10 protein-coding genes are annotated in these 13,841 nt (G+C 72.0%); 6 read left to right on the plus strand and 4 right to left on the minus strand.

The window, feature by feature from the left end:
- Positions 1-102 precede the first annotated feature (102 nt).
- Entirely contained in the window at positions 103-579 is a 477-nt protein-coding gene (locus AC0VYM_RS00490; protein WP_475457688.1) for an NUDIX hydrolase, read from the minus strand.
- A gap of 1,612 nt (positions 580-2,191) precedes the next feature.
- Between AC0VYM_RS00490 and AC0VYM_RS00495 the strand changes: the two genes are divergently transcribed.
- Positions 2,192-2,350, plus strand: a complete 159-nt coding sequence (locus tag AC0VYM_RS00495; RefSeq protein WP_475463312.1) for a hypothetical protein — start codon at positions 2,192-2,194, stop codon at positions 2,348-2,350.
- 215 nt (positions 2,351-2,565) lie between these two features.
- Positions 2,566-5,457 (plus strand): AfsR/SARP family transcriptional regulator, encoded by a 2,892-nt coding sequence (locus AC0VYM_RS00500; RefSeq protein ID WP_475457690.1) that lies wholly within the window; start codon positions 2,566-2,568, stop codon positions 5,455-5,457.
- A gap of 22 nt (positions 5,458-5,479) precedes the next feature.
- On the opposite strand, the gene AC0VYM_RS00505 is transcribed toward AC0VYM_RS00500, so the two are convergent.
- Both AC0VYM_RS00505 and AC0VYM_RS00510 read right to left on the minus strand, forming a co-directional pair.
- On the minus strand, positions 5,480-6,277 hold the full coding sequence (locus AC0VYM_RS00505; protein ID WP_475457692.1) for an oxygenase MpaB family protein: 798 nt from the start codon (positions 6,275-6,277) through the stop codon (positions 5,480-5,482).
- Between the two features lie 55 nt (positions 6,278-6,332).
- A complete protein-coding gene (locus tag AC0VYM_RS00510) occupies positions 6,333-7,454 on the minus strand; it encodes a DUF4037 domain-containing protein (protein ID WP_475462898.1) in 1,122 nt (373 codons plus the stop codon).
- Positions 7,455-8,540: 1,086 nt separating this feature from the next.
- Between AC0VYM_RS00510 and AC0VYM_RS00515 the strand changes: the two genes are divergently transcribed.
- The 3 genes from AC0VYM_RS00515 (at position 8,541) to AC0VYM_RS00525 (ending at position 10,990) form a co-directional block, all read left to right on the plus strand.
- Positions 8,541-9,065, plus strand: coding sequence for a lytic polysaccharide monooxygenase auxiliary activity family 9 protein (locus AC0VYM_RS00515; RefSeq protein ID WP_475457694.1), 525 nt, complete (start codon positions 8,541-8,543; stop codon positions 9,063-9,065).
- 470 nt (positions 9,066-9,535) lie between these two features.
- On the plus strand, positions 9,536-10,162 hold the full coding sequence (locus tag AC0VYM_RS00520; RefSeq protein WP_475457696.1) for a hypothetical protein: 627 nt from the start codon (positions 9,536-9,538) through the stop codon (positions 10,160-10,162).
- Positions 10,163-10,210: 48 nt separating this feature from the next.
- Positions 10,211-10,990 (plus strand): hypothetical protein, encoded by a 780-nt coding sequence (locus AC0VYM_RS00525; protein WP_475457698.1) that lies wholly within the window; start codon positions 10,211-10,213, stop codon positions 10,988-10,990.
- A 12-nt stretch (positions 10,991-11,002) separates the two neighbouring features.
- On the opposite strand, the gene AC0VYM_RS00530 is transcribed toward AC0VYM_RS00525, so the two are convergent.
- Positions 11,003-12,463: an amidase gene (locus AC0VYM_RS00530; protein WP_475457700.1), complete on the minus strand. Its 1,461-nt coding sequence runs from the start codon at positions 12,461-12,463 to the stop codon at positions 11,003-11,005.
- Positions 12,464-12,585: 122 nt separating this feature from the next.
- On the opposite strand from AC0VYM_RS00530, the gene AC0VYM_RS00535 reads away from it, so the two are divergent.
- On the plus strand, positions 12,586-13,815 hold the full coding sequence (locus AC0VYM_RS00535; protein ID WP_475457702.1) for an amidohydrolase: 1,230 nt from the start codon (positions 12,586-12,588) through the stop codon (positions 13,813-13,815).
- Positions 13,816-13,841 lie beyond the last annotated feature (26 nt).

A 13,841-nucleotide genomic window follows, 5' to 3' on the forward strand; every position in this document is an offset into this window, starting at 1 on the left:
ACGGTGGGGGCCGCCGCCTCTGGTGGGTCCAACGATCGGCGGGGCCCGAAAGTGCCCGTCCCGCGGGGATCGTGGCCGCCGCCGTGAGGGACGGCCACCGGACTACGCCGACGCCGCGCGCAGGTCGGCGCTCAGGTGCGGCCAGGCGGTGCGGAAGGCGGGCAGCAGGGGGAGTTCCTCGGCGGCGTCCACCGAGACCCACCGGATCTCCTTGCTCTCCGAGTTCCCCGGACGGAACGGGGTCAGGGTCGGCACGCGCAGCAGGAACGTGTCGTAGCGCCACACGGCCAGGTCCTGCTCGTGGCGGCCCAGGACCGTGTAGTCCCCGAGGTCTCCCGCGACCTCCTCGCGGAACTCCCGCACGGCCGCCTCCAGCGGGGTCTCGTCCCGGTTGCGCGCCCCGCCGGGGATGCCCCAGGTGCCGCCCATGTGCGTCCAGCCCGCACGGTGCTGGAGCAGGACGTGACCGGAACCGGTCACGTCGGTGGCGTACAACAGCAGCCCGGCGGCGCCGTACCGGCCCCACCTGCGGGATCCGTCGGCCAGGTCGACCCAGCCGTTTCCGTCGCCCTCCTGCATCAAGCCCCTCCAACCAGAGCCGTTCCTCGTGTCCCGCGATCAGGGGGTTCCCCGGTCCGCGTGCCGTGGACCACGGGAATCCACGGAGACCGTTCCCGCTCACCTCTTGAACCTATGGCCCGCACGACCTCTTCCGCAGCCTCTCTGCCCGTGTACGCCCTCGGCCTCGTCCGAAGCCACGGGATCCCCTGCTGTGCGCCTACACGGCGGAGATGCTCACCCACACGCTGCTCATGCGCGGGCTGGTGGCGCTCACCGACGTCAACCCCACCCTTTCCCTCGCTGGGCTCGGTCTCACCCTCCTCGTCACCCTGATCACCTTCGTCGTCATGTTCCAGCTGCTCAGGCCGGGACTGCCGTTGACCGACGCCGAACTCTGCGCCGAGGTCGTCCGGCACCGTCGGAACGGGTTCGCCGAGAGCGAGCGCGAGGTGGTCGACGGGTGGCGCTGGCCATCCTCCCCTTCCTGCTCTTCTACGGGGCCTGGGGGCTGGTCGGGGAACAGTACGACACCTACAGCGTCAGTCTGCTCAACACCGGCGGCCGGGGCGGGCGGGACCGGTGCCCGTGGGGCTCCCTGGGGCGGCCCTGGGGGGTGCGGGAGGCCGACCTGGGTTGTCCTGGGCCGGGCTGGGGCGGGAACGGCCTCTGCGGGCCCTGTGGCTGGGGAGGTCCCTGGGTTCGGCCCGGGGGAGGACCGGCGGGACCGGCCGGGGGCCGTCCGGGGTAACCGTAGGGGGTGTCCGGGCGCAGGTCAGGACGGAGAGGGTGCGGTTCACCGTCCGCCGCCCTCCAGGGGGACGGTGACCGCGCCCGCGAGCTCCTTGCCGGTGGGCCACAGGACGCCCCGCCGCCGCGGGCGTCCAGTCTCTCGGCCTCGTGGTTCCGGGGGAGGGGGACCGACGGGGAACGTCGGTTTCGAGGACATGGTGCACCACGAGGCGCGACTGTAGGCCCAACCGGGTCGATCCCCCCGGAACCGCCCTTGGGTCCGCCCGGACCTGGCCAGAAGAGGACACCGCGGGTTCGCCCAGCGCAGGACGGGTTTCGGTGCCCGGTTCGCCGGCGGGGGCGGGGGTTCGGGTGGAGAGGAGGGGCCGGACACGTTCGCCTGGGCTCGTGCGGGGTAGGAGGGGTGACCGTGTTCCGAGGTGTCGGACGTTCCTCCGCGGCCGTATTTTTTCTCCGAAAGCGTGGGACCTCCACTTCCGGGTCCTCTTCGTGAGAACGCGGGAAAGTCGTGGTTCGTGTTCGGTCCGTGACGGGGAGAAGAGGTGGGGGGACCGGGGAAAGCCCCTGCGGCACGGGAAGTGAACAACGGGTAGTGCCGTTGTGACCTTGGGTTTTTCCGCTCGGACTGAAAGCCGGTTGAAAGCGGAGCGGAAGAGGACCTCTCTAGCGTGAAGCGTGTTCGTCGGATCGGTAGCTGCGTGAGGACGGCTCGCAGCTCCCAGTGGTCCGACGGCTGTCGGACACATGCCATCCGTGGCGTAGCTGAGGCGGAAGCGCCACGGATGGCGGATCCGCCGGAAGGCGGTGGCCCATGATGCTTCGTAGACGACGTAGGGCGACGTTGCGGCTCTACACGAGTGCAGTGCGCAAAGGAGTACGAGTGCCGAAGATGCTGACGGTTGACGAGCAGTTCGACGCGATCGTCTCCGGAGTGGAGCCGGAAGCCAGGTTCGATCCCTACCAGGAGCCCACTCCGAAGGAGAGTGTCCCCGCCGAGCGCGAGGACAAGCCGGAGGACAAGAAGAAGGAAGACAAGTAGACGCGCGTCTTTGAGGAGCCGCCGCTCCGAGTGCTGGTGAAGAGGGGGGCACTCGGCGGGGACGGACTCAGACGCATTCCGAATTCCACAAGGTGGCCTTGCTAGGGTTGCTCCTTGTGGAATTCGGCGTGCTTGGTCCCATTGCCGCGTGGTCCGAGGGACGACCCCTTCCGGTCGGTGGACCACGCCAGCGTTGTGTTCTGGGGGCGCTCCTGGTGTACGCCGGTCGGGAGGTCACCTTCGACCAGCTGATCCACTACCTCTGGAGCGACGACCCCCCGCGCACGGCGCGCTCGGTCATCCAGGTCCAGGTCTCCCACCTGCGCCGGGCGTTCCCCGGGATGATCAGCACCACCTCCGGCGGATACCTCGCCGACGTCGACCCCGGCCGGGTCGACCTGCACCGGTTCCGGCGACTGCGCGACGGCGCCGACCCCGCCGATCCGGAGACCGCCCTCGCGCGGCTCTCCGAGGCGCTGGAGTGCTGGCGCGGGGTCCCGTTCTCCGGGGTCGGGTCCGAACACCTCTACTACTCGGTGGTGTCCCCGCTCCTGGAGGAGCGCTGGGCCGCCGTGGCCGACTGGGCCTCCTACGCGCTCTCACTGGGCCGCGCGAACGAGGTGGTCTCCTACCTCACGCCGATCGTCCGGCAGGAGCCGCTCCGGGAACGGCTGCACCACCACTTCGTCACCGCCCTCTGGCACAGCGGCGAACGCGCGGCGGCGCTCTCCGCCTACGAGGAGATCCGATCACGTCTGGCGGACGAGCTGGGCGTCGACCCCGACCCCGACCTCACCGCGCTGCACACCCAGATACTGCGCGCGGACACCTCCGAGCAGACCCCGGCCAAGGGGCTGTCCTCGCCCTTCCCCGTGGTCAAGGACCACTTCGTCGTCCGGAACGACCTCCCCCGGGACATCCCGGACTTCGCCGGGCGGCGGGAGACCCTGGAGCACCTGGTCGGTGTGGGCACCTCCGAGGACGACCGGGCCCGGGTCTGCGTGATCTCGGGCAGCGGCGGCTCCGGGAAGACCACGCTCGCCGTCCGCGCGGGGCACGAACTGGTACACCACTTCCCGGACGGGCAGCTGTTCATCGACCTGTACGGGTACACGGCCGAGAAGAAGCCCCTGGACGAGGGGGCGGCACTGGGCGCCCTCCTGCGCGCGGTCGGGGTGCCCTTCGAGGAACTTCCCGACTCGGTGGACGAGCGGTCCGCCCTCTGGCGGGCCACCCTCCGGGGCAGGCGTCTGCTCGTGGTCCTGGACAACGCGGTCAGCTACGCGCAGGTCAACCCGATCCTGCCCTCCGCCGAGGGCACGCTCACCCTGATCACCACCCGGAACGACCTGGCCGGGCTCAGCGGTACGGACTACGTCTCCCTCAGCATGCTGGGGGAGGAGTCGGCGCTGGAACTCCTCGGCAGGGTCCTGGGGGAGGACAGGGTCGTCCGGGAGCGGGACCAGGCCCTCAGGGTGGTGCGGATCTGCGGCGGCCTCCCCCTGGCGCTGCGCGTGGTCGCCGGGCGCATGCTCAGCAGACCGAAGTGGACCTTCGGCCACGTCGAGCGCCGGTTGAGCGAGCAGAGCCGCCGCTTCCGCGAGCTCCAGATGGACGGGCAGAACGTCGAGGCGGCGATCGACCTCTCCTACCAGAGCCTCAACGGCGAACAGCGGCGCGCCTTCCTCCTGCTCGGGGTGCTGATCGGGACCACCGTGGACCTCCACGGGGCGGCGGCGCTGCTGGACATGGACCCCGAGGACGCGGACGACCTCCTCCAGGGGCTCGTGGGTGTCTGCCTGCTGGAGGAACCGGACGGAGACGTGTACCGCCTGCACGACCTCATCGGTGACTTCTCGCGCTACCGGGGTTCGTCCGACCTGGAGCCGACGGAGGCCGAGGGGGCCAGGGCACGGCTGGCCCGGCAGTACATGCACGTCTCGCAGCGCGCGGCGGACCTGTTGGGCCCCCGCGCGCACGGCAGCCCGGACGAGGCGGGGGGCTCGCGGTACCGGGCCGAACTCCTCGACCGGGCCGAGGCGGAGGCCTGGTTCGACCGCCACCAGGACAACGTCGCCGACGTCATCGACTTCTACAGCGACGGGGAGAGCGTCGAGGAGGCGTGGCGGATGGCCGACGCGGTGTGGAGGTTCTACGCCCAGCGCGGCAAGATGGGCCTCCTGCTCACCTCGCAGGAGAAGGCCCTGCGCGCCAGCGAGCGGCGCGGCAGCCAGCGGGGCCGCGCGGTCACCCTCATCGGCATGGGGATCGCGCACTGCCTCTCCGGGAGGTTCGACAGCTCGCTCTCCTACCTCCAGGAGGCCCTCCGTCTCCTGGAGGAGCTGGGCGACGAACGCGGGATCATCCGCGCCCTGGCCAACCTCAGCATGGTCCACGAGCGCACGGGGCGGTTCCAGGAGTGCTCCGAATGCATCGAGAGGGTCATCTCCTTCGCGGTGTCCCAGGGGGACAAGCAGCTGGAGGTGATGCAGCGGGCCAACCTGGCGGTGCTGTACATGAACCTCGGGCGGTACCAGGAGGCCCTGGTCCTCAGCGAGGGGGTCCTGGCCCTGGGCGCGGACGAGAGCCTGGACAACAGCCGGAACCAGGCGGCGCTCATCGTCGGTGAGGCCCGGACGGCCCTCGGGGACCTGGAGGGCGCCTACGAGGCCCTGCGGGTCGCCGTCGCGTTGTGCGAGGGCAAGAGCACGAAGGAGATGTACGCCCACAACTCCCTGGGGGTCGCCTACAGGGCGGGCGGGAGGTTCGACGAGGCCGTCGCGGAACACCGGACGGCGCTCGATCTGGCGGACCGGAGCGGCAACCGCAGCGCGGACGCGGAGGTCCTGACGGACCTCGGGACGACCTACTCCGCCGCCGGTCGGCACGCGGAGGCCGCACGGACCCTGGAGAAGGCTCTCGCCATGGCGCACGAGCGGGGCGAGCGGTACGCCGCGGCCAGGGCCTCGCTGGCGCTCGGCGGGCTGCCCGCGCCGGTGGTGGACGCCGAGCGCGCTCGGGGCCTGCTCACCGACGCGCTCCGGACCTTCGAGGAACAGGGCCTGCCCGAGGCCGACCGGGCCCGGGAAGCGCTCAAGGACCTCTGAACCCCTCCCCGGCGGCCACCCCTCAGCGCTTCGACGACTTCGACGGCTTCCAACCGCCGTTCTTGCGCATCGACCTCAGGTACAGCGTCGACGGCAGTCTCCGGACGCCCTTCGGAAGGCACGGGTACACCGTGCGGGTGAGGCGCATCAGGCGGTCGAAGCGGCGCTGACGAGCCTCGGACCAGGGAATCCCGTACTGGCTCCGCAGCTCCGGATCCAGCAGGCCGCCGCTGAGGAACCGTTGCGTGAGGGTGAACGGCCACAGCAGCCGGTTGTCGGGTCGGAACAGCGACCGGGACAGACCGACGGCGTGCGGGCCGACCTCCAGACGGGCACAGGCGTTTTCCCAGTAGTCTGAGAACTCCTCGGTGCTTTGGGGCCACCGCTCCTGGGGTAGGCCGAGGGCGGTGGCGTACACCGAGGTCTCACGAAGGAACTCGGCTCGTTCCTCCTCGGTCAGGTCGGCCACGGTCAGCTCATACAGACGCACCGCGCTGTGGTACAGCGTCGCGCCGACCCACAGCAGCAGTTCGGGGTCGAGGGCGTCGTAGCCCGGCCCCCGGACCCTGCGGTGCATGGCGCGCACGATGGCCTGTACGCGTTCGCGCTCCTCCGGGGTGCCCAGGGCGGTTCCGTAGACGTAGTACATCGTGCCGCGCAGCCGGTCGAGAGGGCGCTTGGCGAACTCGCTGTGCTCGGCCACGCCTCTGGCGACGCTCGGGTGGGCGATCTGGAGCAGGATCGCGTAGCTGGCCCCGGCCAGGATGCTGGCCTCGGTGTTGAGCCGCCGGAGAACCGGCGGGGCGTGGGATAGGTCCATGCCTGGATCGTAGGGCAGCGCCCAGCTTCGTCGCAGGTGACGCGCCCACCCTGGTTTATGGGGCTTCCTCCGCGTTCGTCTGTCCGGGTTTCCCGGCCGCCCCTGCGCACTCCGAGGACGCGTCCGGGGAGGCGCACGGCACCTCTCCGGAGCCGGGCCCGCCCACGGCCCGGGCCAGGTCCCGGACCAGCCCGACGCGCTCCAGTGCGTCGGTGCCGTCGACGAACTGGTCGACGGATCCCACTGGCGGCCGACCCGCGAGAGCGGGGTCCCCGACCCTCGCGAGCAGGGCCCCGGAGTAGCGCGCGGCGTCCAGGACCGGGTACGGGCGCGCGTGGAAGGGGCGGGGCTCGGGGGACAGTTCCTCAGCCAACCCGGTCCGGTTCTGCCAGACCGCGACCAGCCGGTAGGCCTCGGCCAGGTCGTGCTGGGGGTCGGGCGCGGCGAGCACCCGGCGCAGGACCGGACCCACCTCGGCCGCCTCGGGGAGCGCCGAGAAGGCGGACCCCAGCCACTTGGAGTAGGGCGGGTAGCGGCGGGCCAGCAGCAGGCACAGGCGCATGAGGTCGCGGACCAGGCGCGCGGCGACCACCCGTGCGCCGAGTTCGTCACCGGCCTCCGCACAGCGTCCCACGAACGGCTCCTCCTGGGCGATCCGTGACCACTGACAGGCCAGCACGTACCGCCAGACGTCGGTCGGGTACCAGCGCAGGGACCGGCGCGCGGCGGTGAGCGCCCCGACGCCGTCGTGGAAGACCGCGCCGCCGACCGCCCCCGCCAGCCGCTGGGTGGGGGTCGCCAGCCAGTCGGCGGTGGTCACTCCGGTGCTCGGGTCGAACCCCAGCCACTCGGTGAACCAGGTGCCGGGTTCGACCACGTCCACCAGGTGGCGCCCGCCGGGGCCGTCGGTGAGCTGGTGCACGCCGGGGTCGCCGGGCGCCGCCTCGTACCGTGTGGGCCAGCCGCGTACCCGCCGGGGCAGCCCCTCCTCCAGGAGCGCCCGGACGTGTTCGTGGTCGCCGGGGAGGAAGAGCTGGAGGCGCGGTCCCCAGTCGTGGTCGGTGGAGCGCGGGGTGTCCAGTCCCAGCACCTCGGATCCCGCCCCCACGCGGGCCGCCGCGTGGGGGATCCCGTTCAGGAGGGGCGCGACCCCCTCCTCGTACAGGGCGCGCGACAGCTCAAGCCCGGGCAGGAAGGTCCGACCTGAGGGGTGCGCGGGAGGTGCCCCGTGTTCCGTCCGGGACGGGGGAAGCGGGGGTTCCTGGGGGACCTGAGAGTCCTGGGGGATCGGTGGCTGTGACCCGGCCCGTGGTTCCTGCGGTACCGAGGGGCGTGACCCGGCCCGGGACACCTGGGGGTCTGGCAGCCGTGATCCGGCCTCGGACACCTGGGACTCCTGCGACTCCCGAGGTGGTCGTGATCCGGCCTGGGACACCCGGGACCTCTGCGATTCCTGGGGGACTGGCAGTCGTGATCCGGCCTGGGACCTCTGCGATTCCCGGGGTGGACGTGGTGGGTGTGCCTGGGTCATCCGTGATCCGATTCCTGGTGTGCCGACGGGCGTGACCGGGTCTGGGACTCCTGCGATTCCTGGGGGTCTGGCAGTCGTGATCCGGCCTGGGACTCCTGCGATTCCCGGGGTGGACGTGGTGGGTGTGCCTGCTGGGTCATCCGTGATCACTCCGCCCTTGGCCGCGCGGGGGCGCCCCGCATCCCGGCGCACGGTCGGCCGTCGGTGACGCGGGCCCCTCCGTTCCGGGTCCGTTCTGTCACCCGCAACGGGGCCCTGTCCACGGCTTTTCCGACGTCCGCCCCCTACCGTTCACGCGCAGGAGGGGAAGGGGATTGTCACCTTCTGGTGAGGTCTGGTGGAACGTCGGCGGGTTCGACCTCTTGGTCCAGTCCCGGAGTGGCAGACCGGATGCGGGAACCGATCGGCATCGGGCCTGTTCGGGGTGCCCTCCTGGGCACCCGCCCCACCAGTACCAGTGCCCGAGGCCCCGCCACTGGGCCGTTCCACTGGTACGGGTGTCACTCCACACCCATGGGTAACAGGGATCTTGACGACGGGTGACAACCTCTTTACCGTCCTCGGTACTGGGTGGACGGAGGTTCCCGACCCCACGGGAACATCCCCGGGCAACCCCCGCCCGGGCTCACGGATAACCGGCCGTGAGTGCGTTCCACCCGCCCTGGTCCGGCAACGGTCCGGGTCACCCCGCTACGGCCCCCCAGGGTCGTGACCCAGAAGAAGGGCTCCCTCATGAGTATCAGCAGCAAGCTCCGCTCCACCGCGGCCGTCGGCGCCGCCACCGCGCTGGCCTTCACGTTGATGCCCGCGGGCACCGCCAGCGCCCACGGCTACATCAACAACCCGCCCAGCCGCCAGGCCCAGTGCGCCGCCGGGACGGTCTCCTGCGGGCCGATCCAGTACGAGCCGCAGAGCGTCGAGGGCCCCAAGGGTCTGATGAGCTGTTCCGGAGGCAACGCCGCCTTCTCCGAGCTGGACGACAACAACCACGGCTGGGAGGTCACCCCGGTCGGCAACTCCGTCACCTTCGACTGGACGATCACCGCCCGTCACTCCACCAGCACGTGGGAATACTTCATCGACGGTCAGCAGATCGAGAGCATCGACGACGGTGGCGCGCAGCCGCCGGCGAACTTCTCCCACACCATCGACCTCTCCGGCTACAGCGGTGAGCAGACGGTGCTGGCCCGCTGGAACGTGGCCGACACCCCGATGGCCTTCTACGTCTGCGTCGACCTCAACGTCGGCGCCGCGTAGACACCCGGAGGCTCCCCCCTCCCTACGCCGTGACGCCCAACCCCCCGGGCGTCGCGGCGCGCGCCCCGGACCGGCCCAGTGCCGGTCCGGGGCGTTCCCGTTCGCGGGCCCACCGTGTTCCGGATGGCCGGAGTGGGCCGTTTTCCGCCTGGACGGTGCTCGTGCCCGGTTTCGTCGGGGGCGCCGTGAGAACATTCGACGGGTCAGGACTCACGTACTCGTGGATGGACCCTCGCATGGGACACCCCTTCCCGCCGCCTCCCGGACACCCGGGCCACCACGGGCAGCCCCCGTTCGGCCACCAGGGCCCGCCGGGTCAGCCGCCGTACCAACCGCCGCACCCCCAGGGCCCGCCCGGGTACTCCGGAGCCCCGGGACCGAACCCGCCCCCGCCCGGGCCGCCGCCCGGCCACCCGCCCCAGGGCGCCCCCGGCCAGCCCTCTGGACGCCGTCCCCGTACCGCGCTCACAGTGGCCCTCTCCGCCGCCGTCACCCTGGCGGTCGCCGGTTCCCTCACCTGGGTGGTCTCCTCCGCCTACGGTTCCTCCACCGGCCCCGCGCGTGGCCTGCCGACCGGCGACCCCTGCGCGGCCGTCGGTGAGCAGACCCTCGCGGACATGAACGGCGAGGTCAGGGCCTGGAACTCCTCCGTCTACGCCAACAGCTGCTCTTGGTGGGTGTCCCTGGCGGGGGAGGACGAGGTGCTCCTCTCCCTGGTCCGGTACGTGCCGCTCTCCGCGGCGGACGCCGAGCTGAGCGAGGAGCGCGGACCGGACACGGAGGCCCTGCCCACGACCTCCGAGGAGCTCTTCTCGACGCGGGTCGAGGACGCCGCCGAGGTCGGGTTCACGGTCCCGGGGATCGAGGTCGTGGAGACACGGGACCGTCCGCTCAGCCACGGTGACGAGGGCACACTCGTCGTCACCGACATCGACTACGGGTCCGGTGAGCCCTACAACCAGAAGGTGACGCTCGTCGTCCGCGAGGGGGACCTGGTCACCGATGTCTCCTTCAGGGTGTTCCCCGCCACCGGGGAGATCGACCTGAACACGGCCGAGGACCTCCTCGACGGAATGGCCGCCGACGTCTTCGGGTGACCCCTTCCGCGCAGCGCCCGGACGTCGTACAGAACCAGGAGCACAGCCGTGTACAACGGTCCCCCTCAGCAGTTTCCCCACCAGCCCCACCAGCCGCACCAGCCGCACCAGCCCCACCAGCCGCACGGCCCGGGCGCCCCGGTCCCCGGCCAGGTCCCCCCGCCCGTTCCCGGGCCCGACCCCGCCCGCCGTCGGGGCGGCACCGGACGCACCGTCGCGGTCACCGTGGCGGCGACGCTCGCCGTCTACGCCCTCGTGGTCGGAGGCGCCTGGGCGCTGACGTCCTCGTCGGGCGGGTCCGTCGCGGGCCCGGAGTTCGACGGTCTGCCCACCGACCCGTGCTCGGTTCCCGCGGGTTCCGAACTCCGCGGTGTCGGCGCCGTCCTCCCGTCCTCGACGTTCCTGGCCACGAGCTCCGAATGCCGGTGGAGCGCCGAGTTCTCGGACGGGACTCGGGGAGCGTTCTCCGTCGTCTACCGCTTCCCCGTCAACGCTGACGGCGATCCGGAGCGGGACGCCGCCAGGGCGGCGGAGACGTACGAGGAGGAGCGGGCCGGGGTCGTCGACGGCGACGCCCCCGACTACCGGACGATCGAGGTCCTGGAGTCGCGCACCCTCGACCTCGGTGACGAGTCGCTGGTGTCGCACTACCTGGAGGGCAGTGACGAACCGACCAGCATCGCCAAGGTGCTCGTGCGCAAGGGGGACCTCCTGATCGAGGTCGCCGCCCAGGAGCACTGGGAGAAGAAGACCGGCGGGGCCGACTTCACCGGCGACGAGGAGACCCTCGTGGCCGTCGCGGAACGCGCCGTGGCCCACATGGGATGACCTCGGGCGGTCCTACCCGGCCGCCACCGTCGTCACAGGACGCACGCGCTGCCCGGTGCCCGCCCCGATCTCCGGGCGGCGGTCCACGCAGCGCGTGCGGTCCTCGAACGCCTTCGCGTGGCGCAGCAGCTCCACGTCCCGGTAGTGGTCCACGGAGAGCTGGAAGCCCACGGGCAGCCCCGACGCGGTGTACCCGGCCGGGAGCGCCAGGACGGGGAGCCCCGTCGCGGAGAGCGCGTAGGCCGAGCGCATCCAGTCCAGGTACCCGGAGCTCTCCACGCCGTCGACCGACGCCGGGTAGCGCAGCCGGGCGTCGAAGGGCAGCACCTGCGCGGCGGGGCTGACCAGGAGGTCGTGGCGTGCGTGGAAGGTGCGGAGGGCGGCGGCCAGCCGGGTCCGCGCGGCGGCCGCGCCCACGACCTCGCTGGCGCTCAGCGCCCACCCGGCCTCCACGTTCCCGACCACCTCGGGTTTGACCAGCTCCCGGTGCTCGCGCACCAGCGGTCCCAGCGCGGCGGCGAAGTCGAGGGCGCGGGTGGTCCGGAACACCTCCTCCGCGTCGGTGAGGTCCGGGGCGGCCTCCTCCACGATCGCCCCGGCCTCCTCGAAGACGTGCAGCCGACCCTCCAGGACCTCCAGGACCTCGGGTTCCACGGGGAGCCCGAGCCCGAGGTCCGGACTCCAGGCCACCCGCACCCCGCGCAGGTCACCGAGGAGCGGGCCGGTGAAGTCGGCCCCGGTGACCGGGGCCGGGGGCTGGACCCTCGGTGAGGGGCCGGCGACGGCGGACATGAACAGGGCGACGTCGGACACCTCGCGCGCCATCGGCCCGGTGCGGGTCAGCCACGCCCAGTCGTCGCCCTCCGGTGGCGTGGGGATCACCCCGTAGGACGGCCGGAACCCCACCACACCGCAGAACGACGCCGGGATGCGCAGCGATCCGCCCATGTCCGACCCCTCTCCCAGGGGCTGGATCCCGCTGGCGACCGCCGCGGCCAGGCCGCCGGACGAGCCGCCCGCGCTGAGCCGGGGGGCGTACGGGTTGGTGGTCGTGCCGAAGACGTCGTTGAACGTGTGCGACCCGGCGCCGAACTCCGGGACGTTGCTCTTCCCCGTGGAGACGACCCCCGCGCCCCGCAGCCGGGCGATGATCGCGTCGTCCTCGACGGGTACGTGGTGCGCGAGGATCCGGGAGCCGCTGGTGGAGCGCGTCCCGGCCACGGCGTGGGTGTCCTTGTGGGTCATGGGCAGCCCGTGCAGTGGGGGAAGGGCGGCCCCGGACACGGTGCGCCGGTCAGCGGCCTCGGCGGCGGCCCGGGCCCGCTCCGGTTCGAGGGTGACCACGGCGTTGACCTCCGGGTTCACCTCCTCGATCCGTTCGAGGTGGGCGTCGAGGGCCTCCCGCGCGGAGACCTCACGGCGTCGGATCGCCGCCACCAGGGCGGTCGCGGACATCAGCTGGATCTCGTTCATGGTGCCGCCAGTCTCCGCCGGGACCGCGCGTTCCGGAACCTCCCCTCGGTGGATTCGCCCCGGTTTTTCGGGAAACGACCCACAGGGGTTCCCTCCCGCTCCCGACCGCGAAGGAAGGCCGTATGACCAGCCCGACCGACACCGTCCTGTCCGACCTCGACACCGGGCGCGCGCACCGGATCTACCGGCACCTGCACGCCCACCCCGAGCTCTCCATGCGGGAGTACGCCACGGCCGACTTCGTCGCCGCCGAGCTGGACGACCTCGGGATCGAGAACCACCGCTGCGGCGGCACCGGCGTGGTCGGCGTCATCCGCAACGGCGAGGGGCCGGTGGTCGCCTTCCGGGCCGACACGGACGGTCTGCCCATCGCCGAGGACACCGGCCTGGAGTTCGCGAGCACGGCCACCGGGACGCTGGAGGACGGCACCGCGGTGCCGGTCATGCACGGTTGCGGACACGACACCCACGTCACGTCGCTGCTCACCGCCGCCCGCGCGCTGACGTCCCACCCGGACGCCTGGTCCGGGACCCTCGTGCTGGTCTTCCAACCCGGCGAGGAGGTCGCGGCCGGTGCGCGGGCGATGGTCGACGACGGCCTGTGGGAGCTGGCCCCGGTCCCGGAGGTCGTCCTGGGCCAGCACGTCATGCCGCTCCAGGCGGGGACCGTCAACATCTCCCACGGTGTCGCGATGGCCATGGCCGACGCGCTGCGGGTGACGGTGTTCGGGAAGCAGTCCCACGGCTCTCGGCCGCAGTCCTCGATCGACCCGATCGTGCTCGGAGCGCACATGATCGCCCGGTTGCAGACGATCGTCTCCCGCGAACTCGACCCGCGCACCCCCGCCGTGGTCACCTCCGGGACCTTCCACGCGGGCCTGAAGGAGAACATCATCCCGGACCGCGCGGAGTTCACCCTGAACATCCGCACGTTCGAACCCGAGGTCCGCGAGCAGGTCCTCTCCGCGGTCCGCCGGATCGTCTCCGGCGAGGCGGCCGTCTCCGGCGCCCCTGAACCGCTGGTGGAGGAGGTCTACTCGTTCCCGAGCTGCCACAACGACCCGGCCCAGGCCGCACGCGTTGAGTCGGCGCTCAGGGCCGGACTGGGGGAGGGGAACGTCTCCGTGGCCGAGCCGGTGATGGGCAGCGAGGACTTCGGCCACCTGGCGGAGGCCATCGGGGTCCCCTCGGTCTTCTGGATGTTCGGGGGGTTCGACCTCGTCCCGGGCGAGGAGGCCCCGGTCAACCACTCCCCGTACTTCGCGCCCGCCATGGAACCGACACTGGCCACTGGCACGCGGGCCGCCGTCGCCGGGATCCTGGCCTACCTCGGCACCGACTCACGGGACTGACGGGGCGGTCCGGCACCGACCCCGGA

The organism is Nocardiopsis sp. iso_237, from assembly GCF_056173345.1.

Bases quoted from the DNA above. Each gene is read 5' to 3' on its own strand.
- AC0VYM_RS00490 (WP_475457688.1), bottom strand. From the start codon at position 579: ATGCAGGAGGGCGACGGAAACGGCTGGGTCGACCTGGCCGACGGATCC.
- AC0VYM_RS00505 (WP_475457692.1), bottom strand. From the start codon at position 6,277: ATGGACCTATCCCACGCCCCGCCGGTTCTCCGGCGGCTCAACACCGAG.
- AC0VYM_RS00515 (WP_475457694.1), top strand. From the start codon at position 8,541: ATGAGTATCAGCAGCAAGCTCCGCTCCACCGCGGCCGTCGGCGCCGCC.
- AC0VYM_RS00530 (WP_475457700.1), bottom strand. From the start codon at position 12,463: ATGAACGAGATCCAGCTGATGTCCGCGACCGCCCTGGTGGCGGCGATC.
- AC0VYM_RS00535 (WP_475457702.1), top strand. From the start codon at position 12,586: ATGACCAGCCCGACCGACACCGTCCTGTCCGACCTCGACACCGGGCGC.